Origin of the sequence: Xanthomonas hortorum pv. pelargonii (assembly GCF_024499015.1) — a bacterium.
In the GTDB taxonomy this organism is placed as follows: Bacteria; Pseudomonadota; Gammaproteobacteria; order Xanthomonadales; family Xanthomonadaceae; genus Xanthomonas; species Xanthomonas hortorum_B.
This window is the reverse complement of the sequence record NZ_CP098604.1, coordinates 4,977,485-5,002,564: the sequence shown is the minus strand read 5'-3', so window position 1 is coordinate 5,002,564 and position 25,080 is coordinate 4,977,485. Positions and strand designations below refer to the sequence as shown.

Genomic DNA, 25,080 nt, shown 5'->3' with positions numbered 1-25,080 from the left:
AGCGCGCCGAGCCTGAATCTCAGCTCACCCGCCACGCCGTCGCCACCTGCTGCGCGTTCCACAGCGCGCCATAACGGCCATTGCAGGTCAGCAGTTCCTCATGCCGGCCCTGCTCCACCAGCCGGCCATCCTCCACCACCAGGATGCGGTCGGCGCCGGCGATCGTGGACAGACGGTGCGCGATCACGATCACCGTCTTGTCGCGCACCAGGGTATCGATGGCCCGTTGCACCGCCAGCTCGCTTTCCGTATCCAGCGCGGCGGTGGGCTCATCCAGGACCACGATGGGCGCGTCCTTGAGCAACGCGCGGGCGATCGAGATGCGCTGGCGCTCGCCACCGGACAGCCGGTCGCCGATCTCGCCCAGCCGCGTGTTCCAGCCCTGCGGCAGGCGCTCGATGAAGTCCAGGCACTGCGCAGCCGCAGCGGCAGCGCGCACCTGTGCGTCATCGGCATCGGGGCGTCCCATGCGGATGTTGGCCAGCACCGTGTCGTCGAACAGATGGACGTCCTGGAACACCACCGACACCAGAGCGTTCAACACCTCCGGCGACATGCGACGGATATCGATGCCGCCGATCGTGATGCTCCCCGCTTGCGGGTCGGCATGGCGTAACAGCAAGCGGGCCACGGTGGTCTTGCCGGAACCGGAGGGGCCTACCAGCGCCGTCATCGCCTGCGCCGGCAGCGTCGCGCTGAAGTGCATCAGCGCGGCGCTGTTCGGGTCGTCGGCATAGTGGAAACAGACCTGTTCGAAACGCACATCGAACTGATCGGGCATGGCCTGCGGCAGCTGCACCGGTAGCGCGGGAATGGCCAGCAGCGCTTCGATCCGTTCCAGCGCGGCCTCCATCATCTCCAACACCATGGTGTAACTGACCAGGGTTGCCATCGGTTCGGACAAGCGCACCACGATCACCATGACCGCGGCCACCGCCGCAGGCTGCAGCCTTCCCGACACGACCCATCCGGTCGCCGCCACGACGACCCCCAGCAGGCCCAGCTCGACCAGGCTGGCGGTGACCACCGACGGGCGAACGCCTTGACGATGAGCCGCAGTCTGGATCAGGCGCAGGCGCTCGAAACCGGCGTGCAGCATCCCCACGCGACCGCCTTCCTGGCAGGCCGCGCGCAGCGCGGTCAGCCCCTGCGTGTACTCGACCAGATCCGCATGACAGCGCCAATGCGCGTCGTTCAGGCCGCGCATGTCGCGCGCGAAGGCTGGACGACGCCAGCGATGCAGTCCCCACAGCAGCGGGAAGACCGCCAGCAGCAATGCCCCCAGGCGCAGATCGAACGCCAGCACCGCCAGCGCCAGCGCCAACGGCGCGACGGTGGCGGTCAGGATTAGGTTGGCGATGGCCACGATGTAATTCAGCTGCTCGTCCACGTTGCCCAGCAGCAGCGCGTTCATCTCCCCGGCGCGGCTTTCGCGCAACCGCTCCAGCGGCATGCGGCGCAGTTGCTCGCCGAGCCGCAGGCGCAACGCGTGAGTGACCTGCGCCAATCGACCGCCGTACTCGAACCCCTGCGCACGCCAGCGCAGCACCGTGGCGATGCCGGCCAGCACCGTCATGGCGGCCAGCCAGCCTAGCGCCCGGCCCTGATCCGGCGCAGGAAACACCGCCGCCAACAGCGGGAACACGCAGGCCAGCGCCAATCCCTGCAGGACCGCAGCGGCGACAAGCCCGGCCAGGCAGCGCCGCAAGGCCGGCGCATGCGACCCCATCACCCCCAGCAACCGGCTCCAGGCCGTCCGCGTGGAACCCAGCATCGGGGACAACTGCGACAACGGTCTAGGCAAGCCACTCATGGCACCACCTGCGGCGCGCGATCGGCCGGCTGCCCGGCAGCATCAGTCCCGCGCAAGGCCCAACGCCGGGCCTGCGCGTGATGCTCCCAGAGCCGCGCATACACGCCCCCGCCGGCAGCCAGCGCAGCGTGCTGCCCGGATTCGACCAGCCGCCCACGCTCGAAGACCAGGATCTGGTCCACATCGCGCACCGTGGCAAGACGGTGCGCCACGATGATCACCGTCTTGCCGCGCATCAGCGCGGCCAGGGCGGTCAGCAAGGCCAGTTCGTTTTCCGGGTCCGCAAACGCAGTCGGCTCGTCGAGCACCAGGATCGGCCGGTTCTGCAGGATCGCGCGGGCAACGGCGATGCGCTGCCGTTGCCCGCCGGAGAGCGCGGCGCCACGCTCCCCACCGGGGTGTCGTAGTCCTTTGGCAGCGCCTGGATGAAGGCGTGCGCCTGGGCGGCGGTGGCGGCTTCGATCACCGCGCGCATGTCCGCATCCGGCACGCCAAGACGGATGTTGTCGGCCACCGTGTCGGCAAACAGAAAGGTGTCCTGGAATACGAACCCGACCTGGGCCATCAGCATCTCGGTAGGAAGTGCGCGCACATCCACGCCGCCGATGCTGACCTGGCCCTCCAGCACGTCCCAGAAGCGCGGAATCAGCCGGGCGACGGTGGTCTTGCCCGCCCCCGAAGGACCGACCAGCGCGGTGACGGTGCCGGGTTCGACGCGGAAGCTCACCCCGCTCAGCGCACGCTCCTGCGGCGGCTCATCCGCTCCATCCGCCGATCCCGTCTGCTGCGCGTAACCGAAGCTGACATTGTCGAACACCACTCCGGCATCCGCCGGAACACTGGCGCACGCCGCCGGCACCGGCTGGACCGGCAATGCCAGCACGTCCTGGATGCGCGCCGCACTCAGCTGCGCCTTCTCGACCATCTGCCGTAGCATCATCATCGGCATCATCGCTTCGGCCATGCCAGCGCTCAGCAGCAACGCGCCTACCCAGATTCCGAACGCGAGCTGCCCGCGCAGCAGCAGCCATCCGCCCAGCCACAGCAGCACCAGCAGCGTTGGCAGCGGGTTCAAGACGGCGAAGGAAACCCGCGCCGAAAACCCGGCCTGACGGTACCAGCGCGTGAGCACGTCCAGATACCCGTCCAGTGCCTGCCGATAACGGCCAAAGGTCGACTGGCCGGTGTCGAAGCTGCGCACCACCGGCATTGCCTGCACGAATTCGATCACCGCCGCGCTCACCTGCTCGCGGGCCTGGTTGTAGCGCCGGCCCATCTCGGCCCCGCCCCGCATCGCCAGCGCCAACACGCCGAACCCCAGCGCCAGCGGCGCCGCCGTGGTCAACGCCAGTCGCCAGTCGAGCCACAGCAGCGCCAGACCGGTGCAGACAGGCATCACAAAGGCTCGCGCATACAGCGGCGTGCTATCGGCAACGAACACATGCAGCGCCTTGACGTCGTCCTGCAGCACTTTCGACAGCGCCGCCGCGCCCCAGCGCTGGATCTCGCCCAGCGGCACGCGCGTCAGGTGCTGCGCCAGTTGCTGGCGCAACAAGGCCTCCAGCCGAAAGGCGGCCGCATGGGATTGGTTGAACCCGGACAGGCGCATCCCATAGCCGCCCACCAGGCACGCTGCCGCAGCGAGCAGCGGCGCCACCGGCCAGCGGCCCGATGCCTCGGCAAGCTGACGTACCGCCAGCGCCAGCGCCAGCAGCGAGCCCAGATTGAGCAGCGCAGCGGTGGCGGCAAGACACATCGCCAGCCGGATCTGGCCACGCACCGGCTGCATGATCTGCCAGGCGTGCGGTTCGCCACGTTGCGCCCGCGCGCGCGTGGGTGGCGCGGCCGCAGACGTTGGCCCGTCGGTGTTGCCTTGCCTGGTCGCCACCCTAGAAATCATGCCTGACACCGACACCCAGCGTGCGGCCACGCGCGGGCGCGCCGACATAGGTGGGTGCGGCGGGCGCGAACCCGTACAGGTCGTACTGCTCGTCGAGCAGGTTGCTGCCGAATACATAGATCTCGGTGCCGCCGGAGGCCACACCGATCCGCACATCCACCTTTTGATATTTGTTCAGATCGAAGTGGTTCTGGGTGTCGGCCGCGCGCGTACCGACGTATTGGTAGTCGAGCCGGGCGTTCAGCACCGGCGCGGAGAGCCAGCGCACCGCCGCCAACGGCCGCACGTACGCCGCACCCAGGGTGCCGCCCCACCTCGGCACGTCGGGCGAACGATTGCCCTTGCGGATATCGCCGCCGGACACGCCCGATACGTTGCTGGTGATCTCGGCATCGATGAAGCTTAGCCCGCCCGACAGCGAGAATCCCTCGCCCAACCGCCACGTCCCCTGCATTTCGGCGCCCCGACTGCGGGTATCGGCATTCACCGTCGAGGTGGCCAGGGTTGCCGGATCGAAGCCCATCAAGTGGTCGTCCTTGACCCGGGTGGCAAACAACGCGCCATTCAATGCGTAACGGCCGTCGGCAGACTCCGTCTTGAAGCCCAGCTCGAGCGCATTGGATGCGGCCGGCTTGAACGGCACGCTGTCGGCCACCTGGGTCGGAAAGTCGCCGATGCCCCCGATTCGTAGCCGCGCGACACTGCGCCATACAGGTTGGTGGTCGGCGTCAGCGCGTAGGACAACGCCACCCGCCCGGTGGAATAGTCGTCGCGCAGCCTGCGGTAGTCGGCCACCGTGCCGGCGTAGAGCGCGTCGTAGGACTTGTGGTCCCAGGTATGGCGCAGGCCGCCGGTCAGCTTGAGCACGTCGGTCAGCGGCCAGGTGACCTCGCCGTACACCGCATGGCTATCGGTCTGGTAGTCCCGGTCCATGGCCTGGTTGCTGCTGATGTACAGCTGGTCGAAGCTGCGCTGCGCGCGCGACAGGTACACGCCGGTCACCCAGAACACCGACGCACCCGGCAACGAGGTCCAGCGCAGGTCCTGGCTGAGCGTGTTGCCGTCCATCCTGCTGCGCTGCATGTTTTCGGCCGGAATGCCGAACATGGCCTGCATCGCACGGGCGTCGTAACCGCCCACGAAGTCGGTATCGAACCTGGTGTAGCCAGTGACCGAGGTCAGCCGACCCACCGGCAGGTCGTGATTGAGGGTGACTGCATAGCGCTCCACCGTCTTGCTGTTGTCGTCGTACAGGCCGGGGGTGACGTCCATGACCGGCTGCTCGTCGTACGGTCGCAGCACCGCCAGGCCAAGGTTGCGCCTGGCGTCCTCGCGGTCGGCAGTGAACAGCAGGTTGGTGCCGGCGCCGTTTTCCCAAAACACGCTGCCACGGAACATCAGGCTGCGCGGCCTGGACAGCGGCTCGCCGGTGCGCGCGTTATCGACCCACTGATCAGAGCCGCTATTGCGGATTGCAAAACGCCCGCTGAGCGATTCCGACAGCGGGCCGCTGAGCACGGCTTCTTCCAGGTGCTGGCCTTGCTGACCGATCTCGCCGCGGACGTAAGCCTGCAGATCGCGGGTCGGCTTGTTGGTGATGACATTGATCGCACCGGCCCGGCTATTGCTGCCGAACAAGGTGCCCTGCGGACCCTTGAGGATCTCCACGCGCTCGATATCCAGCGTGCCGAGCGACATCGAACGCATGGACAGCGGCACGCCATCGATCGACAGCGCCACCGCGCCATCGTCGGTGCTGACCGGATTGATCGAGCCGGTGCCGCGGATCAGGACGTTGGCGCTATGAGGCGAGCTATCGCTCCAGACGTTCACACCCGGCGTGGCGCGCAGCGCCTCTTCCAGCGTGAGCTGCCGGCGGGTCTCAAGCTCGCTGCCCCCGATCACGCCGATCCCGAAAGGAATATCCTTGGCGTGCTCTGCTGCAAGGCGCGCCGTCACGGTTAGGCCATCCAGTTCCGTCACCGGCCCTTCCACCGTGGCGCCTGCATCCGACACGGCATCCTCGGCGGCACGGCTCGGCGCGCTCGCCGGCGCCGCTGACACGCTCGGCGCGGCGGCAAGCGCAGCCAACAACGCCAGGGCCAAGGAATTGAGCGTTTTGAAACGGCCTTGCGGCGTCTGCGCGACGAGCGGATGCTGCACGGACTGGGCTCCTGATCGGATATGGGAACAAAGCGGCTGCGTGTCGGTCCGCTGGCAGCTGGCGGCAAACGCCGGCCGACTGCGGCAGCACGCGGAAATTGAAAGAGCAGTCGACGATGGGCATCGCCTCCTGCCCGGTTGCTGAACCAAGCCGAAGCGACAGTCGTCACACCGCCTCGACGGTTAACGATAATGATTCTTATTTTTACACTACCCGAATCGGTTCACACTCCCCGGATCCGCATCACTCCATGAAGCAGGTCGCATGAACTCCACCCCCACGCCGCATATCGCTTCCGAGGTCACTGTCTCTTCGCTACTTGCCGGCACGGCGGTGCCGGATCTGCAACCCGACGCGTCCTGCGGACTGATTCATGTGACGCCGCAGCCCGGTGTCGATGTGCTGCTGTGGCGGGCGCACTTCCCCCAGCCGGTGACCATGAGCGTGCGCGACGACTGGGACCGGGTGCACTTCTCCTGCGCCCTGCATGGACGCTGCAGCTTCGCGATGCGCGAACGCGGCAGCGAGGTCGAGCATGTGCTGGAAGAACGCATGAGCTGCATCAACTACACCCCCGGCTGCAGCAGCAAATCGTCCTACGCGGGCAGCTTCGAGCAGGTAACCGTCTCCGTCCGCCCGGATCTGCTTGCCGATTGGATGCCTGACCTGGGCGGATCGCTGCGCCGGGATCTGGACGCGACCCACTGCTGCGACATGCAGCGCTGCGGCGCCGAAATGCATGCCACGGCGCACGCCCTGAGCGAGGCCTTGCGGGCGGCGTCGGCACGTCCGGAGTTGCGTAAGGCTGCCTCCCCGCTGTGGTTGCTGGGCCAGGCGCTGGTGCTGGTGGGCCTGTCCGTGGAAGCCCGCTGCGAACAGGCACCATCGCAGCAGAACGCGCCCTGCCCGGCCAGCCAGAAGAAACTGCTGCGTGCACGCGACCTGCTGCTGGCGGATCTGAGCAAGGCGCCCACAATCACCGAACTGGCGCGGGAAACCGGCCTCAGCGCGGTGACGCTCAAGCGCGGCTTCCGGCAGTTGTTCGACCACAGCATCTATGGGCTGTTCCAACACGAACGGATGCACATGGCGCGCGAGCGTCTGTGCAACGGCCATGCCGCGGTGACCGTAGTCGCCGCCGACCTGGGCTACACCAACGCGAGCCACTTCACGGCCGCCTTCCGCAAGCAGTTCGGCGTCAATCCTTCGGCGTTCAAGCGGCAGCGCTGAGACAACGCCGGCGCGTTCTCCGCATCGGCCATCGCGCACACCGGCCCTGCCATGCGCCTGCGGACTGACCGGATACGGGCCGAGAAAAGTCTGATCCGGGCGGCGGCACAATTACGAATAATTATCATTTACTGCTCGATCAGGCAGTACGCCCCCCTGCGTCAAGGGCGGCGTGACGGGTCGGTGCGCGCAGATTGCGGCGTGCCGCCTCCTGTGCTGCCGATCGCCGCCGGCTTTCCTTCCAAAGGTATTGCATGACTCCGTTTGTCGACACCCGGGACTGGCCTCTGGTCGCGCTGCACATGCCGGAGCATGTGCCCGATGCGCAGGCCGATGCGCTGATGGCGCAACTCCAGGCTGTCTATGCGCGTGCCGAGCGGCACATGCTGGTGCTGCAAGGCGCGCAACTGCCGCGCCAATCGGCGCACTTCATGACGCTCTATACCCGCTGGAGCAAGGACAGCTTTGCCCTGCAACAACGCGATTGCCTGGGCGCGGTGCGCGTGGTGGAAGACCCGGTTGCGCGTGGCGAGTACGCGCGTCAGGCCGATGGCTGGAACGCCTCCGGTCAGGCCGCGTATCCCTACCGGATCGTCGCCACGCATGCCGAGGCACTTGCCCAGGCACAGGCCTGGCTGGCGGCCGCCCAAGCCACCGGCGTGGCTGCGGCCGAGCCGGCACCGGAACGATGACGGCCTTGCGGCCCCTGCTGTTGCGCCGCAATCGGCGCTTCTGCCGTCAGCTGCCGACCCGCGTCATGTCGGCATGGAACGATCCCTATGAGCTCGCCCGTGGCCTCTGACACCGAATCGGACATCCAGCACCACGCCCCCGCAGGCAGCGCCGCGCTGCAGACAGATCCTGCGCAAACCGACCCGACACTGCACGCCGAGCTCGCAGCTGACCTGGGCATCCCGACCGCACACCTGGAGGCGCACGCCAATCTGATCCAGCTGGGCATGGACTCCATGCACCTGATGGCGTGGCTAAACCGGCTGCGCCAACGCGGCCACAAGGTCACGCTGCGAGAGCTCTATGCCGCGCCCACGTCCGCCGGCTGGAGCCGCCTGCTGCGGCACAAGAGCGGTGCCGTGCAAGCGCCAGCCGCCGCGCCGCCGGAGTGGCCGCAGATGCGCGACGGCGAGGCCTTCGAACTGACGCCGGTGCAGCATGCCTATCTGGTCGGCCGCTCCCCTCAACAAACGCTCGGCGGGGTCGGTTGTCACCTCTACCAGGAGTTCGATGGCCCCGGCCTGTCCAGCCGGGCGCTGGAATCGGCGGTGCAGGCGCTAATCCAGCGCCATCCGATGCTGCGCGTGCATTTTCGCAGCGATGGGCTCCAGCAATACGAGGCGCAATCCAGTTGGCCCGGCCTGGCCATCCACGACCTGCGTGCGATGGACGCCGCCGCGCGCGATGCCGCCTTGCTGGATCTGCGCGACCGGCTCGGGCACCGCGTGCTGGCCGTCGAGCGCGGCGAAACCATCGATTTCCAGCTTTCGCTGCTGCCTGATGGCCGCCATCGGCTGCACGTCAACATCGATCTGCTGGTGCTCGACGCGGCCAGCTTCACGCTGGTGTTCGAAGAATTGGCTGCCTTGCTGCGCGGCGACACGCTTGCGGCGCCCGATCCCGGTTACGACTTCCGCAGCTATCTGGCCCAACTGCAGCAGCAGACCGGACCTGCCCGCGAGCGTGCGCAACGCCATTGGCTCGATCGGCTGGACACCCTGCCACGCGCGCCGGCGCTGCCGCTGGCCTGCGAACCCGAGCGAATCGAATCGGTCCGCATCCGCCGGCACCGCGCCGAACTGAAGGCCGCCGACTGGGAACGCTTCAAGACCCATGCAGGCGCCAGCGGCGTTACGCCGACCATGGCGCTGGCGACCTGCTTTGGCGCCGTGCTGGCGCGCTGGAGCAACCAGCCGCGCCTGCTGCTCAACCTCACCCTGTTCGACCGCCAGCCACTGCATCCGTCAGTCGAGCGCATGATCGCGGACTTCACCAATGTGCTGCTGCTCGACCTGTGCGGCGAAGGCGCCGCGTTCGACACGCTCGCGCAACGCAATCAGGACGCCTTCGCAGACGCTTACGAACATCGCCACTGGTCGGGCGTGGAACTGCTACGCGAGTTGCGCAAGCAGCAGACCCATCCGCACGGTGCACCGGTGGTGTTCACCAGCAACCTCGGCCGCCCGCTCTACGGCGATGGCACCGGCCCGATGCTGGGCGAACCCGGCTGGGGGATCTCGCAGACGCCGCAGGTATGGATCGACCATCTGGCGTTCGAACACGGCTCGGTGCTGTGCCTGCAATGGGACAGCAACGCGACGCTGTTCCCGCAGGGTCTGGTCGACACCTTGTTCGAGGCCTACATGGCCCTGGTCCGCCGCCTGGTTGACGACGCACAGGCGTGGCACATGCCGTTGCCGGACCCGATGCCGGCCAAGCAGCGCCAGGTGCGCGCGCGGATCAACGCCACCACGCGGCCGGTTCCGCGCGGGCTGCTGCATCAGGGCGTCTTCGCCGCCGCCGCGCGCAACCCGCAGGCGCTCGCGCTCATCCACGGCACCCGCTCGCTGCGCTATGCCACCTTGGCCGAGCAGGCGCGGCGTTGCGCCGGAGCGCTTGTTGGCCAGGGCGTGCGCCCCGGCGACACGGTTGCCATCGTCATGTCCAAGGGCATCGGACAGGTGGTCGCAGTGCTGGGGGTGTTGTGTGCCGGTGCGGTCTACGTGCCGGTCGCGCTCGACCAGCCGGCGCAACGTCGCCGCAAGATCCAGCGCGACGCCGGCGTGGCCATGGTGCTGACCTGCCGCGACGACGCACAGCCCGGCGCCGCGCAGGACACCGACGCCACCGATCCCCCGGTGCTGTGCTGGCAGGAAGCCATCGGCCATGCGCCTATGTCCGCCCCCGTCGACGTGGACCCGGAACATCCCGCCTACGTCATCTACACCTCCGGCTCGACCGGCACGCCGAAGGGCGTGACCATCTCGCACCGCGCGGCGCTCAATACCTGCGCCGACATCAACCAGCGCTACCGGCTCGCCGCGGGCGACCGCGTGCTGGCGCTGTCGGCGCTGCACTTCGATCTCTCCGTCTTCGACATCTTCGGTCTACTGGCGGCCGGTGGCGCCCTGGTGCTCGTGGACGAAGCGCAACGCCGGGATCCTGCCGCGTGGTGCCAGATCATCGACAGCCACCGCATCACGGTCTGGAACAGCGTGCCGGCGTTGTTCGACATGCTGCTGACCTACAGCGAGGGCCTGCAGCTGCACGCGCCGGCCCGGCTGCGCCTGACGCTGCTGTCCGGCGACTGGATCGGGCTGGACCTGCCGCAGCGCTACCGGGCGTTCCGCGCCGACGGGCAGTTCGTCGCAATGGGCGGCGCGACCGAAGCGGCGATCTGGTCGAACGCCTGCGACGTGCAGGGCGTGCCGCCGCAGTGGCGCTCGATCCCCTACGGAACCCCGCTGGCCAACCAACGCTACCGGGTGGTCGACGAGCACGGCCGCGACTGCCCCGATTGGGTGCCGGGAGAGCTGTGGATCGGCGGCGAAGGTGTCGCCTTGGGCTATTTCAACGATCCCGAGCGCACCGCCCGGCAGTTCGTCGCCGCCGCCGATGGCCGCTGGTACCGCACCGGCGACATGGGCTGCTACTGGCCTGACGGCACCCTGGAATTCCTTGGCCGCCGCGACACCCAGGTCAAGATCGGCGGCCACCGCATCGAGCTGGGCGAAATCGAGACCGCCCTGCAGCGCGTCGACGGGGTGCGTCAGGCCGTGGCGATGGCGGTCGGCGAGCGCGAGAAATCGTTGGCTGCCTTCGTCGTGGCCCAGGGCGATGCATTGCATAGCCTGCGCCACGCCGACCCTGCACTGCCGGCCGACTATGCCGCCCTGTTTGCGCCGATTGCCGCCGAGGCGACGCGTGAGCCGGAGGTCGAACGCCTGGTCGCCGACTTTGCGCTCGCACATCTAAGCCGGCAGGGTCTGGACTTCACTGCACCGACCGATGTCGATGCGATCGTCCTCCAAATGGGCATTGCGCCGCGCTGGCGCGGCTTGCTGCAACGCTGGCTGGACCTGCTGGTCCGCCAGCAGCGCCTCGACCACGCTGCGCAAGGCCAGGGCTACGTTCGCGGGCTGCACCACCATCAGGCGCCCTGGCAACCTGCGAGCGGCGACCCGCTCAGCGCAACCGCCGAGGCCCTGCTCGCTCACCATGACGCCCTGGCACTGATCCTGCGCGACCAACGGCCGGCCTTCACCCTGCTTGAGCATGCCGTCTGGGCGCCCGAGCGGCTGCTGTTGCAAAGCCGGGGGACGCCTGCCGCAATCGAGGCGCTGGCCGCTGCGCTCAAGGCGCTGTCGCAGACGTTGGGCCGCCCGGTACGCGCTGTCGAGATCGGCGCACGCACCGGTCTGGCCGCCGAAACGCTGCTGCGCCGCCTGGGTGTGGACCAGCTCAGCTACACCGCGCTGGAGGCGTCGCAGGACATGGTGCTGCGCGCAACGGACCTGCTTGCCGCCTATCCGCATGCCTGCGTCAGGCGCTGGGACCGCGCCGCGCAGATGGAATTGGCCCACCGCGCCGACCTGGTGTGGTCCTGCAATGCCTTGCACCGGCTTGGCGATGACGCGCTGGACGCCCTCGCCACGTTGGCGGCGCCAGCGGCGCTGATCCACGTGCTCGAGTTGCGGAGTGCCTCCTGCCTTGCCCTGGTCAGCGCCGACCTGCTGGCGCAGGACGGAGAAGCGCTCGGTAGCCGTCTGCGCGACGCTGCTGGTTGGCAGGCTGCCTTCCGGCAGCGCGGCCTGCAGGATGCCCTGGTCGATGCGGCAGGCGATCAGCAACGCTTCGTGCTGCGTGCGCCTGCGCAGCTGCGCCAGCCCGATCCGCGCAAACTGTCGGCGGCGCTGGCCGCACAGTTGCCTGCCTACATGGTGCCGCAGCGACTGGTCTTCCTGGACGCGCTGCCGCTCACCGCCAACGGCAAGGTCGACCACCAGGCCCTGCGCGCGCTCTGCCAACCCGCCCAGCCGGCCGAGGCCGCGCCAGAACCGCCCTGCGGCGATGCCGAGATCGCCATCGCCGCCGCGTGGCGAGCGCTGCTGCAGGCGCCGGTGCTGCACCGGCATAGCCACTTCTTCCAGCTGGGCGGCGACAGCCTGCTGGCAACCCGTCTGATCGGCGCACTGGACCAGGCCGGCTTCGATGCCCGCCTGGGCGATCTCTTCGACTACCCCACGCTGGCTACCTTTGCGGCCACCGTGCAAACGCGAGGCGAGCGTGGTGCCGAGCAGCTGCGACCCGACCCGAACGCGCGGCACACACCGTTCGCGCTTACCGAGGTGCAGCAGGCCTACCTGGTGGGACGCCAGCCCGGCTTCCCGCTCGGCGGCGTCGGCGCGCATTTCTTTATTGAATTCGAGGTCGCCGACCTCGACGTGCCCCGCTTCGAGGCTGCCTGGAACCGCCTGATCGCCCGCCACGACATGCTGCGCGCGGTGGTACGCGAGGGCCGGCAACAGGTGCTGGCCGAGGTACCTGCGTTCACCTTGCAGCGTCAACGCGTCGCGCATTTCGACCACGCCGAGGCCAGCGCGCTGTATGCGCGGCTGTCCTGTCAGGTGCTCGATCCGACGCGCTGGCCGGTGTTCGACGTGCAGGCGGCCGAGGACGGCAGCGGCACCAGCCGCGTGTTCGTCTGCCTCGACAACCTGCTGCTGGACGGGCTGAGCATGCAGATCCTGCTGGCCGAGCTGGAGCAGCTCTACGCCGACCCCGACTGTGCGTTGCCGCACCTGGAGATCGGCTTTCGCGACTATCTGTCGCATCTCGCCGGCCAGCCACCCAGCGACGCCTCGCTGGCGTACTGGCAGCGGCGACTGGACCGCCTGCCAGCCGCGCCGCAACTACCGCTGCGTCGCGATCCGGTCGCTATCGGCGCGCCGCACTTCGTGCGCTTGTCCGACCGCCTCACCGTGGGCGAATGGACTGCGCTCAAGACCTGCGCCAAGCAGGCAGGGCTGACGCCGTCGGCATTGTTGTTGTCCGCCTACGCTGCGGTGCTGTCGGCCTGGAGCGCGGACAAAGACTTGTGCGTGAACCTCACCCTGTTCGACCGGCGCCCGCTGCATCCGCAAATCGACGCCGTGCTGGGCGACTTCACCTCGCTGCTGCTGGTGGCCTGGCAGCCTGCCACGCACTGGCGCGCCAGCGCCCAGCAGCTGCAGCAGCGCCTACGGCAAGACCTGGTGCATCGCGATGTCTCGGCCATCCGCGTCATGCGCGAGCTGGCGCAGCGCCGCGGCCAGTCGGCGGCGGCCATGCCGGTGGTCTTTACCAGCGCGATTGGGTTTGCCGGCGACCGCTTCCTGGCGCAAGCCGCAGCGCTGAAACCGCGCCGGGGCATCTCGCAGACGCCGCAGGTCTGGCTGGACCACCAGGTCTACGAGTCCGAAGGTGAGCTGCGCTTCAACTGGGACGCGGTGGAGGCGCTGTTCGACCCGGCGCAGCTGTCGGCCATGTTCGAGCAGTACGCGGCGCTGCTGCGCCGCCTTGCCGGCGATCCCGACGCCTGGGATCTGACACTCGACGCGCTGGTGCCGCCGGCGCAAGGGCACGCCACCGCACGTGTCGCAACGGCGCCGCTCGCGCTAACGACCACCACCGCACCCGCCGCCGCCCAGCCGCCAGCAACCGATGCGGCGCTGGTGGACACGCTGCGCGCGCAGTTCCAACGCGTCACCGAGCTGCCGATCGCCGCTCGGCAAAGCTTCTTCGAGGCCGGGGCCTCCTCGTTACAGCTGGTGCAGTTACATCTCCAACTGCGCCAGGCAGGGCACGACGGCCTCGCGGTGACCGACCTGTTCGCACATGCCACGCCGCACGCGCTGGCGCTGCATCTGGCTGGATTGGCCAGCGCTGCCCCCGCCACCGCACCCTTGCCGGAGTCCGGGCGGCAAACGCTGCTGGAACAGCGCAAGGCGCGTGCACAGCGTCGGCGGGGCGAGGCATGATCGCCCGCCATGTTCCGCATTGGTGCTACTACCTGCACCAGGGCATGCTCACCGCCCTGGTGATGCAGGGCGTGGTCGGCTACTACCGCCATGCGGGACTGGACCTTGCACAGCTCAGTTGGCTGTCGCTGGCGATGCTGCCCTGGGTCGGAAAATTCCTGTGGGCGCCCTGGTGCGAGCGGAATGCGCGGTCGCTGCGCGGCAACCGCTTCCTCGGCAGTCTGGTGTTGTTGCAGCTCGGGATGGCCGCGTTGCTGGCCGGCATCGCGCTGCTCGCACCCACCCTGACCGACCCCACCCGCTCCACCGCCGTGGTGGTCTGCGCGCTGATGCTGCTGACCTTGCTGTCGGCCAGCCATGGCATCTATGCCAACGGCATCGTCATCTGCACCACCGACGCGGGCAGCCGCCCGCTCGCCAATGCCGCCCAGGTCGGTGGCAGCTACCTGGGCATTCCGCTGGGCGTGTTCGGCTTCCTGGCAGTGGCGCAGCAGGCCGGCTGGACTGCCGGCTTCCTGTGCATGGCGGGGTTGTCGCTGCTGCTGCTGATTCCCGTATTGCTGGTGCGTCAACCCATTGCGCACCGCACGCTTCCCGCGCAGCCCCGGTTCGATCCCGCCGGCCTGCGCATGCTGTGGCCGGCGCTGGCGCTGACCGCCATCTACTACCTGGCCATGCGCGGCCTGATGGCGCTGCAGACCGTGCTGCTGGTGGACCAGGGACTGAGCCTGGTCGCGCTGGGTCAGGCGATCACCGTGTTCAGCACCGTCGCCAGCGGCCTGGGAGTGGTGCTCGGTGGCTGGTTCGCGCGGCGCGTCGGCGCCGCGCGCGGTCTGCTGCCGGTGATGCTGCTGCATGCCGCGCTGGCCTGCGCGATCGCGTTGGGCTATTCGCATTTCGGGTTGAGCGCCTGGCTGGTGGTGTTCGGACTGGTCAACACCGCCGCCGCGATCGGCTTTGTGATGCTCTACAACGTGCTGATGGGCCTGGTGCGCCCGCACCAGCCGGCCTCCGATTACGCGCTGTTCCAGTCGCTGGACATGGCCGTCGCCCTGGCCGCGTCCATGGCAACCCTGCGCATTGCGCACCACGCCGGTTACCAGAGCGCCCTGACCCTGCTCGCCGCAGTTGCCGTGCTGTGCGTATGGCCTGCCAGCCGGTTGCGTCACCGCTTCTCCCGGAACGCACTCGCGGAGCCGGCAGCCCCTCACGACACCTGCCTGAGCCCCCGCAATGGATGACGCTTCGCCCCGCAACGCGCAACCCGATTTTCGCGCCCTGGTGACCCAGCACTACCCCGGCTGCGATCCGGTCGCGGTGATCGGCCACGCCGGCCGCTTCGCCGACGCTCCCGACAACGAAGCGCTCTGGCACAACCTCGTGAACGGGCAGGCCTGCAGCCACCATTTCTCGCGGCAGCAACTGCTCGATGCCGGCCTTCCGGCCTCCACCGTCGATGCGCCCAACTTCGTCGGCGTCGGCAGCGTGGTCGCCGATGCCGATGCCTTCGATGCCGACCTGTTCGGCTACTCGCGCCAGGAAGCCGAATCGATCGACCCGCAGCAGCGGCTGTTCCTGCAGATCGCCTGGCATGCCCTGGAACACGCCGGCTATGCCCCCCGCCAGGTCCCCCACAAGACCGGGGTGTTCGGTTCCGCCCGGGTCAGCACCTATCCGGGCAAGGAACCGTTGCGCATTGCCGAAGTGGCGCAGGTCAAGCGCCTGCAATCGTTGATGGGCAACGACAAGGACTACGTGGCCACCCGCGCGGCCTACAAGTTGAACCTGCACGGCCCGGCGATCTCGGTGCAGACCGCCTGTTCCAGCTCGCTGGTGGCGGTGCACATGGCCTGCGAGAGCCTGCGCGCCGGCGAATGCGACATGGCGGTGGCCGGCGGGGTGGCGGTGTCGTTTCCCCAGCACTCCGGCTATCTGCACCAGCCGGGCATGATCTTCTCCCCGATGGCCTGTGCCGGCCGTTCGACGCCCAGGCCCAGGGCACCTTCGGCGGCAACGGAGCCGGCGCGGTGGTGTTACGCCGCCTGGCCGACGCGCTGCGCGACGGCGACCCGATCGTGGCGGTCGTACTCGGCAGTGCCGTCAACAACGACGGCGGGCGCAAGGTCGGCTACACCGCGCCCTCGGTCGCCGGCCAGAGCGAGGTGATCCGCGAGGCGATGACGCTGGCAGGCGTGGAGAGCCGGCAGATCGGCCTGATCGAAGCCCACGGGACCGCCACCCCGCTGGGCGATCCGATCGAGGTGGAAGCGCTGCGCGCGGTGTTCCACGGGCGCGACGACGGCCCGGCCTGCGCGCTGGGCTCGGTCAAGAGCAACCTGGGCCATCTGGATACCGCCGCCGGCATCGCCAGCCTGCTCAAGGCGGTACTGGCGGTGGAGCGCGCGATCATTCCGCCGTGCCTGCATTTCCGCAGCCCCAATCCGGCGCTGCGGCTGGAGGACAGCCCCTTCCACGTCCCCACGCAGGCCGAACCGTGGCGCGCGCCGATCCGCTGCGCCGGGGTGTCCTCGTTCGGCATCGGCGGCACCAACTGCCACCTGATCGTCGCCTGCCTGCCCGAAGCATTGCGCGCCGCCGCGTCGGCAACCGGCCCGGATGCCGACGCCAATGCCGTCCCCACCGGCACCCTGTTGCTCAGCGCCGCCAGCGAAGCCGCGTTGCGGCGCCTGGCCGGTGCCTATGCGCAAGCGCTGGGCAGCGCGCAGCCGGCCGATCTGGCCCACACCGCCTTGCACGGCCGCCAGCTGCAGCTCGGCTTCCGGCTGGCCACGCCGCTGTCGGAGGAAACCGCTGCCGCACTGGCCGCCTGCGCGGCCGGCGAGGACGACGTGCTGCTGCAGCGGGGCGATGGTGAGCCCGGCAAGCAGGCCTGGCTGTTCACCGGCCAGGGGTCGCACTGGCCCGGCATGGGCCAGGCGCTGTATCGGCACTCGCCCGCCTTCGCGGACCGCCTTGAGCACTGCCTGGCCGCCTGCGAGAGCAGCGACCAGCCGCTCACGCCCTCGCTGCGCGAGGCCTTGCTGGGACAGCACGGCGAGCTGCTGGAACGCACCGACTACGCACAGCCGGCGATCGTCGCCTTCGAACTGGCGATGGCCGCGCATTGGCAATCGCTGGGGCTGCAGCCGGACCTGGTGCTGGGCCATTCGGTGGGCGAATTCGCCGCCGCGGTGGTCGCCGGGCACTACCCGGCCGATGCGGTGATGCGCCTGGTCTGCCTGCGCGGCGCGCTGATGCAGCGCTGCAGCGGCGGCGGCATGCTGTCGGCTTTTGCCGACCACGCCACTCTGCTGCCGCTCGCCGCGCCGCTCGGCCTGGAACTGGCCGCCTGCAACGGCGATCGCCATCTGGTGTTCTCCGGCGAGCGCGAGGCCATCGATGCGTTCGCCGCGGCGCTGGACGCGCGCGAGATCCGCTGCAACCGGCTGTCGGTTGCCGGCGCGGCGCATTCCCGCCAGCTCGACCCCATCCTCGCCGACTTCCAGCGCGCGGCGGCCAGCCTGCGCGCCGCGCCCGGCCGCCTGCCGCTGATCTCCACGCTGACTGGCGAGATCATCGACGCGCAAGGACTCGACGCACCCGACTACTGGCGCCGTCACCTGCGCGAGCCGGTGCGTTTCATCCAGGCCCTGCGCACCGCGCTCGCGCAGGGTGCCGACATCTTCCTGGAACTGGGCCCGGATGCCCCGCTGACCGGCATCGGCAGCCGCGAGCTGGCGGACACAGCGACCTGGATCGCCAGCGCCCGGCGCCATCAACCCGCGCCGGCCCAGTTGCAGCACGCCTTGCTGCAGCTGTATGCGGCCGGAGCAGAGCTCCCCTGGCACACCCTGCTACCTTCAGCGGGACGCAAGATCCACGCACCGCTGTACTCGTTCGACACCGAGCGCTACTGGCGCGAAAGCGAACCGACCCCCGTGTCCGGGCCTACGGCGCAGGCGTCCTGGGTCGGTTCCGGCGCACCGGAGGCCGGCCGGCACATCGCCCTGCAGGCCGCCACCCAACTCGATCTGCCACGCCTGCATGCGCTGTACGCCTGCGTGACCAAGCTGCACGCCATCGACGTCGACGCGCTGGTGCGGCGCTGCGTCGGCGCGCGCATCGAGCCAGGCGTGAGCGTGCTGGAGGTGCTGCGTGGCGGGCGCCTGCTGCCGCGCCACCGCCAGTTGCTCACCCGCCTGCTCGATGCCTGTGTCGAGGATGGCTACTACCGCCGCGACAACCACCGCTACAGCGCCGCTGCCGCGCTTCCGCAGGAGCCGCGCGCGGCGCTGATCGAGACGCTACGCGCCTGCTGCGAAGGTCTGGACGTCATCGCCGATACCGTCGCCCGCGCCGGCGAGCAGTTGTACGCGATGATGAGCGGTCAGGTGGAGCCGGTCGCGGTCATTTTTCCCGAGGGCGCATCCGCCGGTGTCGAAGTGCTCTACCAGGACTTCAGCTTCGGGCGCTACTTCAACCAGATCGCCGCCGGCACGCTGGCGGGTCTGATGCAGGAACGCCAAGCGCAGCGCCGCCAGCACCAGCCATACCGCATCCTCGAGGTCGGTGGCGGGACCGGCGGCACCACCGCCTGGTTGTTGCCCGAGCTGGCCGATCAGCCCGCCTTGCACTACGACTTCACCGACATCTCGGCGCTGTTCACCCGCCGCGCCGAGCGCAAGTTCGCCCAGTACGGCTTTGTGGCGTACCGCGAACTGGATCTGCAGCAGGACGCCCAGGCGCAAGGCTTCGAAGCTGCCGGCTACGACTTGATCGTGGCCGCCAACGTGATCCATGCCACCCAGCATGTCGGGCGCACCCTCGCCAACCTCTATCCGCTGCTGAAGCCGGGCGGCCGGCTGCTGCTGCGCGAGATCACCCGGCCGATGCGCTTGTTCGATTTCGTGTTCGGCCCGCTGGTCGCACCGCTGCATGACGCCGCGGCCCGTGGCGGCGAATTGTTCCTCAGCACCGCGCGCTGGAAGCAACATTGCCTGGCCGCCGGTTTCGAACGCGTCGACTGGCTGCCGGAGGACGGCACCCCGACTGCGGCAATCAGCGAGCACATCCTGCTGGCGACCGCACCGGGGCAGGCGACGGACCTGGTACTTCCCTGGCAGACCGGCGCTGGCGACGGCATCCTCGGCCACGCGCTCACCGACGACGGCTGCTATCTGGCCGATTGGTCGGACTGTGCCGGTCAGGATGCGCGCTGGCAGGAGCGCGTCCACGCCGCGTGCGCCGAACTGGCGCGTCGCCATGGCAGCGGCCAGGCGCTGGTTCCTGCCGGCACGCCGGCAGTGCCCACGCGGCTGGCGCTGGTGCGGCTGCGCTGGCAGGCCGCCCCATTCGCTGCGCCCCAGGTCGGCATCGAGGCCTGCGACGCCCAGGACGGATGGCGCTTCACCCTGGCCGCCTGCGCTGCCGCGCCAGGCCTACCCGCGCCGCTGCCAGCCCCGGCCACGCATTACGCGTGGCAGTGGTCGGCCGCTGCCGACGCCGCTGCCACGCCGCAGCCATTCGCCCTGCGCGATGCCACGGCAGAGACTGTTGCAGCGCTGCACGCGGCGGGCGTCCGGCTTGCGCCACAGGCGCCGCAGGCATTGTTGCTACTGGACAGCGGCGATGAGGATCCGCTGTCGGTGGTCACCCCGCTGCTGGCCGCGCTATCGGGCGATCAGCCACTGCTGGTGGTCACCCGCTGTGCCTGGAAGATCGGCGCCGATGCGCGTGTCGACCCGGTACAACATGCGGCCTGGGGGCTGTTGCGGGTCGCCGCCGCCGAACATCCCACGCGCGCGCTTGCGGTGGTGGACCTGGATGCCCAGACCGGCTGGGACGACCTGCTGCCGGCACTCGCAGCCGTAGCGGCGGGCCAGCGCTGGATCGCGGTGCGTGGCAAGCGCGTGCTGCTGCCGCAATTGGTTGCCCAGCCCCACGCCGCACCCGCGTTGCCTCCTGCTGGCCTGGCGGATGCGCGCTGGCATGTGGTGACCGGCGCCTTCGGCGGCCTGGGACGCCTCAGCGTGCAATGGCTTGCCCGGCATGGTGCACGCCGGATCGCGCTGCTGGCGCCGCGCGCCCCTACGGACTGGGCGGACTTCCAGCTCATGCTGAGCGAACGTGACGGTTGCCGGCTGCACTGGCTGCCATGTGACGTCGGCGATCCGGAGCAGCTCACCCAGGCACTGGAAACTCTGCAGGCAGACGGCGGCATCGCCGGGGTCATCCACTCGGCGGGGCTGCTGCACGATGCGCCGTTGGCGTCCCTGGACCGCACCCTGATGGCACCGGTGCTGGCGGTGAAAGCGCAGGCCGCGCGCAGACTGCATGCCTGGCTGCAAGCACACCACGGACGCTATCTATTGCTGTATTCGTCGGCCGCCGCAGCGCTGGGCGCCGCCGGCCAGGGTGCGCATGCGCTCGCCAGCGCCTACCTGGACGGCCTGGCCCTGGCGCAAGACCCAAACACCTTGCCCAAAGTCATCTCCATCGGTTGGGGTGCCTGGGGCGATACCGGCCGCGCCGTCGATCCCGCCCTGCAGAATCAGCTCGCCACCAGCGGCATGGGACTGCTGGCCAGCACCGAAGGCCTGTGGCATCTGGACCAGGCGGTGATGCGCGCGGCCCCATACCGGCTGGCCATGCGTGTGCTCAGCGAGCGCCTGGATCCCCAGCGTCGCGCCCTGCTGGCGCCCGTCGTCGGCACCGCCCCACCTGTTCGTTCTGCCAGCAACGCGAAGGCCGCGCGCGCCGGCAACGCCACACCCGACCAGGCCACACTCTCGCCGGCCCCGACCGACCTCCACGACGCCGCGGCAGTGAGCGCCTGGCTGAGCGAGCGCATCGCCGCGCAACTGCGGCTGGACGACCCCAGCCGGCTCTCGCCCGGACGCGACCTGCTGCAGTTGGGGCTCGATTCGCTGTTGTTCCTGGAACTGAGCAGCGACATCCAGCGCCAGCTCGGCGTGCGCCTGGACGCCGAACACGCGTATCGCGACCTCAGCGTGACCGGGCTCACCACGCTGATCGCCGCGTTGGCCGGCGACCCCGCCTCCATTACCCCCACCGGGCAGGTGCCAGCCGCGCTGGAGCACGACGCGCCCGGCCGCTACCAGCCGTTCCCGCTGACCGCGATCCAGCACGCCTACTGGCTCGGCCGCACCGACCTGATCGACTATGGCGGCGTGGCCTGCCATGTGCTGTTCGAATGGGACCTGCGCCACGACGCGTTCGACCTTGCGCGCCTGGAGCGCGCCTGGAACACGTTGGTGCAGCGCCACGACATGCTGCGCATGGTGGTGGATGCCGACGGCCAGCAGCGCATCCTCGCCCAGGTGCCGGTCTACCGAATCGAACGCCACGATCTGCGTGCGCTCTCTGCACCACAGCGGCAGCAGGCGCTCGAAGACACCCGACAGGCGCTGTCCTACCGCGTACCGCCCACCGATCGTTGGCCCATGTTCGAACTGCTCGCCAGCGACCTGGACGGTCGGCATTACCGGCTGCACATGAACCTGGATCTGCTGATGTTCGACGTGCAGAGCTTCAAGGTCATGCTGGACGACCTGGCCAGCGCGTACCGTAGCGAAGACCTGCCGCCGCTGCCCATCACCTTCCGCGACTACGTGCTGGCCGAACAGGCCCGCCGCCAGGAGGACAGCTGGCAGGCGTCCTGGCAGTACTGGCAAGGTGTGCTCGCCGACCTCCCGCCCGCCCCGCGCCTGCCGCTGGCGGCCAAGCCTGCGCTGACCCAGCCGCGCTTCACCACCTATCAAACCCGGCTGGACGCGTCCGCCTGGGCGGCCCTCAAACAGGAATGGCAGCGCTGGGGCGTCACGCCCTCGGCGGCGCTGTTGACGCTTTTCGCCCACACCCTGGAGCGCTGGTCGCGGCAGCCGGATTTCACGCTCAACCTCACCTTCTTCGACCGCCTGCCGATCCACCCGCAGATCCGCGCGCTGATCGGCGACTTCACCTCGGTGCTGCTGGTGGACTTCGACCTCAGCCGTCCGGTCTCGCTGCGTGCGTCCATCGAACACACTCAGCAGCGGCTGTGGAAACGCCTCGCGCACAGCCAGGTCAATGGGGTGGAACTGCTGCGCGAACTCGGCAAGGGCCGCGGGCATCAACGCCAGCCGCTGATGCCGGTGGTGTTCACCAGCATGCTCGGCATGTCGCTGGACGGGCTGGCCATCGACCAGGCCCTGACCGGGCTGCTCGGCGATCCGGTACACGTGTTCACGCAGACCCCGCAGGTCTGGCTCGACCACCAGGTGATGGAGATCGATGGCGAACTGGTGTGCAGTTGGTACTGCATGGACGAGGTGCTCGAACACGGCGCGGCCCAGGCCATGTTCGAGGACTACCGCGCCGTGCTGGGCGCGGTGGCGGCGCAGCCGGAGGTGATGCAGCAGGCCGGAGTGATGCAGTTGCTGGACGGTGGCGGCATGGCCGCATTTGCGCGCGCGCCCTGGCCTGCACTGGTTCACGACGCCGGCATCGACCTGCGCGATCTCGAAGACGCCCTGCGCGAACGCAGCGACATCGTGCAGGCCGAGGCGGTGTCCGCATCAAAGGGCGACGCGCTCGACGTGCAACTGGTCGCCGCCGAGCGCGACTGCCTGCCCCCGAACAGGTGCCCTGCGATCCAGGCCCGCTCGCGCCACTCGACACCGCGCAACAACACGAACTCGACTGCGCCTGGAGCTGGCTGGAAATGCGCGCGGTGCGCGGCATCGCCGCGACCCTGCTGGGCCATGGGCTGTTCGAACGGCAAGGTCAGCGGCATCGTCTGGACGAGGTCCACGCCAGGCTGCGCGCGCTGCCCCAGTACCGCCGCCTGCTGCGGCAATGGCTGCACCTGCTGTGCACGCGCGGCTGGCTGCGCCAGGACGGCGACGCTTTCGTCTGCGAACGCGCGTTTACCGACGATCCTGGCCCGGCACAAGCGCCACCGGATGCGCCGTGGTGCTGCAGCATCGCCGGCTATCTGGACAGCTGCATCGACCAACATGCCGCCCTGCTCACTGGCACCCGCTCGCCGCTGGAACTGCTGTTCGCCGACAGCGCTGCCACCACCCACGCGCTCTATATCGACAATCCTGCCTCGCGCTGCCTCAACGGGCACGCCGCGCAGGTGGCGCGCGCGCTGAGCGAAGGGCGCTCGGATTTGCGTGTGCTGGAAGTCGGCGCGGGTATCGGCTCGACCACCCGGCAACTGCTGCCCGCGCTGGAGGGCCGGCTGGCGCTGTACCGGTTCACCGACGTCTCCACGCTGTTTCTGGACGATGCTCGCACGTTGTTCGCCGATACGTCCCACGTCGACTACGCCCTGCTCGACATCAACCGCCCGGTGGACTTCGACCAGCACCCCGCACAGGGCTACGACCTGATTTTCGCCGGGCAGGTGATGCACGACGCCAGCCATGTGGTGCGCACGCTGCGCCGACTCGGCATGCTGCTCAAGCCCGGCGGCCGGCTGATGCTGACCGAGGCCACCGAACGCGACAGCGCCTTGCAGATGGCCAGCGTCGGCTTTATCGAGGGCCTGGTCGGCTATCAGGACGCGCGCATTGTGGACGACAAGCCGATGCTCGACCTGCCGATGTGGCGCAGCGCCCTGGAGCAGGCCGGCTTCGGCATCGAATTGGCATGGCCGGAGCAGACGCCCTCGCCGCTGCGCCAGCACCTGATCGTTGCCCGCGCCGAGCGTATCGGCCGGCTCGACCTCGACGCGATCGCAGACGAGATGCGCGCCCGCTTCGGCACGCGCCTTCCCGCCCTGCAACTGCGCCAATGCGAACGCCTGGGTCGCGGCACTGACACCGCGCCGGCAATACCGTCGGCAGCGCCTTCCACCGCTGCCGACACCCCACTGCGCGCCAGCGCGCCGGACGACGGCGCAGCCGACCAGGACGCGCTGGAGCGGCAGCTCGCCGAAATCTGGCAGGAACTGCTGGCACGGCCGATCCAGCGCGACAGCGATTTCTTCCAGTCCGGCGGCGACAGCCTGATCGCCACGCGGATGATTGCCCGGCTGCACCGGCAAGGCCTGCGCGGCGCCACCCTGCAGGGCTTGTTCGCCAATCCGGTCCTGGCCGCATTTTGCAGCCTGCTCGCGTCGCCGCGCGAGGCCGACAGCGCCCCTGCCCCCATCGCACTGGCACGCGGCAGCCAGGCCGGGCGCGCCTTCGTATTGCATGCCTCCGATGGCGAACTCGGTGCCTATCTACCGCTGGCCAACGCCCTGGACACCGAGGTGTTCGGGCTGCAGGCCCCGGAGGTGGTGACCGCCGGGAGCCTGAACGCACTGGCCGCAGGCTATGCCGCTGCGATCGGCCGCATGCAGCCGCAGGGGCGGTCGACCTTGATCGGCTGGTCCTACGGCGCGTTCGTCGCCGCCGAGACCGCACGCCAGCTGCACCAGGCCGGAGCCAAGGTAGAGCTGGTGCTGATCGATCCGGTCTGCCGCGCCGACTTCGCCTTCTCCAACCGCGCCACGCTGCTCCGCCTGATCGCCAACGGCAGGCTCCAGGTGCCGCTGCCCGACGACCTGGAACAGCTCGACCCCGACGCACAGCTCGCCTGCTTCGCGCGCAACGCGGAAGCAGCCGGGGTGCTTGCCGCCCCCGCGATCCCGCACTGGCGCGCGCCTGGATCGAGCGCATCGCGCGATTGCTGGAGATGCTGGCCCGGCATCTCGCGCCGGACCTGCTGCCGGTGCCGTGCCTGTGGCTGAGCGCGACCCGCCGCCCGGCGCACTGGACACCCGCCGAGCACGACTGGTCGTTGTGGGCGCCGCACGCCGAGCGGCACACGCTCGAGGCCGATCACTGGCAACTGCTGATGGACGACGGCAGCGCCCGACGCGTCGCTGGCCTGATCCGCCAGTGGCAACAACGTCCCCATTGCATCGCCGAGCACACCGCATGACCAC

The 25,080-nt window shown here is 69.3% G+C and carries 13 protein-coding genes; 8 read left to right on the top strand and 5 right to left on the bottom strand.

The annotated features are described in order from the left end of the window. Positions 1-19: 19 nt before the first annotated feature. From NDY25_RS21325 to NDY25_RS21305, 5 genes are read right to left on the bottom strand one after another with little or no spacing between them, the layout of a single operon-like run. Positions 20-1,813 (bottom strand): ABC transporter ATP-binding protein, encoded by a 1,794-nt coding sequence (locus NDY25_RS21325; protein WP_168958832.1) that lies wholly within the window; start codon positions 1,811-1,813, stop codon positions 20-22. Continuing rightward, positions 1,810-2,163 (bottom strand): ABC transporter ATP-binding protein, encoded by a 354-nt coding sequence (locus NDY25_RS21320; protein ID WP_256628021.1) that lies wholly within the window; start codon positions 2,161-2,163, stop codon positions 1,810-1,812. Before NDY25_RS21320 ends, NDY25_RS21325 begins: the two co-directional genes overlap by 4 nt. Next, complete coding sequence (locus NDY25_RS21315) at positions 2,067-3,713, bottom strand: ABC transporter ATP-binding protein (protein WP_256627673.1); 1,647 nt, start codon at positions 3,711-3,713, stop codon at positions 2,067-2,069. Before NDY25_RS21315 ends, NDY25_RS21320 begins: the two co-directional genes overlap by 97 nt. Then, the gene (locus NDY25_RS21310) at positions 3,703-4,356 is read right to left on the bottom strand and encodes a TonB-dependent receptor domain-containing protein (protein ID WP_256627672.1); all 654 of its coding nucleotides are present in this window, start codon (positions 4,354-4,356) and stop codon (positions 3,703-3,705) included. Before NDY25_RS21310 ends, NDY25_RS21315 begins: the two co-directional genes overlap by 11 nt. Further along, positions 4,278-5,876, bottom strand: coding sequence for a TonB-dependent receptor (locus NDY25_RS21305; RefSeq protein ID WP_256627671.1), 1,599 nt, complete (start codon positions 5,874-5,876; stop codon positions 4,278-4,280). Before NDY25_RS21305 ends, NDY25_RS21310 begins: the two co-directional genes overlap by 79 nt. Positions 5,877-6,141: 265 nt before the next feature. On the opposite strand from NDY25_RS21305, the gene NDY25_RS21300 reads away from it, so the two are divergent. The 8 genes from NDY25_RS21300 (at position 6,142) to NDY25_RS21265 (ending at position 25,076) form a co-directional block, all read left to right on the top strand. Continuing rightward, the gene (locus NDY25_RS21300; protein WP_168958848.1) at positions 6,142-7,107 is read left to right on the top strand and encodes a helix-turn-helix transcriptional regulator; all 966 of its coding nucleotides are present in this window, start codon (positions 6,142-6,144) and stop codon (positions 7,105-7,107) included. Positions 7,108-7,361: 254 nt separating this feature from the next. Further along, positions 7,362-7,799, top strand: a complete 438-nt coding sequence (locus NDY25_RS21295; protein ID WP_168958831.1) for a hypothetical protein — start codon at positions 7,362-7,364, stop codon at positions 7,797-7,799. Positions 7,800-7,886: 87 nt separating this feature from the next. Then, complete coding sequence (locus NDY25_RS21290; protein WP_168958830.1) at positions 7,887-14,138, top strand: non-ribosomal peptide synthetase; 6,252 nt, start codon at positions 7,887-7,889, stop codon at positions 14,136-14,138. Further along, the gene (locus NDY25_RS21285; RefSeq protein WP_218974062.1) at positions 14,135-15,379 is read left to right on the top strand and encodes an MFS transporter; all 1,245 of its coding nucleotides are present in this window, start codon (positions 14,135-14,137) and stop codon (positions 15,377-15,379) included. The genes NDY25_RS21290 and NDY25_RS21285 overlap by 4 nt, the downstream gene beginning before the upstream one ends. Continuing rightward, positions 15,372-16,304: a polyketide synthase gene (locus NDY25_RS21280; RefSeq protein ID WP_256627670.1), complete on the top strand. Its 933-nt coding sequence runs from the start codon at positions 15,372-15,374 to the stop codon at positions 16,302-16,304. Before NDY25_RS21285 ends, NDY25_RS21280 begins: the two co-directional genes overlap by 8 nt. Further along, positions 16,214-23,296 (top strand): SDR family NAD(P)-dependent oxidoreductase, encoded by a 7,083-nt coding sequence (locus NDY25_RS21275; RefSeq protein ID WP_256628020.1) that lies wholly within the window; start codon positions 16,214-16,216, stop codon positions 23,294-23,296. Before NDY25_RS21280 ends, NDY25_RS21275 begins: the two co-directional genes overlap by 91 nt. After that, entirely contained in the window at positions 23,281-24,882 is a 1,602-nt protein-coding gene (locus tag NDY25_RS21270; RefSeq protein WP_256627669.1) for a thioesterase domain-containing protein, read from the top strand. The genes NDY25_RS21275 and NDY25_RS21270 overlap by 16 nt, the downstream gene beginning before the upstream one ends. Then, positions 24,819-25,076, top strand: a complete 258-nt coding sequence (locus tag NDY25_RS21265) for a hypothetical protein (protein WP_256627668.1) — start codon at positions 24,819-24,821, stop codon at positions 25,074-25,076. The genes NDY25_RS21270 and NDY25_RS21265 overlap by 64 nt, the downstream gene beginning before the upstream one ends. The last annotated feature ends 4 nt before the right edge of the window (positions 25,077-25,080 follow it).

Bases quoted from the DNA above. Each gene is read 5' to 3' on its own strand.
- NDY25_RS21295 (WP_168958831.1), top strand. From the start codon at position 7,362: ATGACTCCGTTTGTCGACACCCGGGACTGGCCTCTGGTCGCGCTGCAC.
- NDY25_RS21315 (WP_256627673.1), bottom strand. From the start codon at position 3,713: ATGATTTCTAGGGTGGCGACCAGGCAAGGCAACACCGACGGGCCAACG.
- NDY25_RS21280 (WP_256627670.1), top strand. From the start codon at position 15,372: ATGGATGACGCTTCGCCCCGCAACGCGCAACCCGATTTTCGCGCCCTG.
- NDY25_RS21290 (WP_168958830.1), top strand. From the start codon at position 7,887: ATGAGCTCGCCCGTGGCCTCTGACACCGAATCGGACATCCAGCACCAC.
- NDY25_RS21325 (WP_168958832.1), bottom strand. From the start codon at position 1,813: ATGAGTGGCTTGCCTAGACCGTTGTCGCAGTTGTCCCCGATGCTGGGT.
- NDY25_RS21285 (WP_218974062.1), top strand. From the start codon at position 14,135: ATGATCGCCCGCCATGTTCCGCATTGGTGCTACTACCTGCACCAGGGC.
- NDY25_RS21300 (WP_168958848.1), top strand. From the start codon at position 6,142: ATGAACTCCACCCCCACGCCGCATATCGCTTCCGAGGTCACTGTCTCT.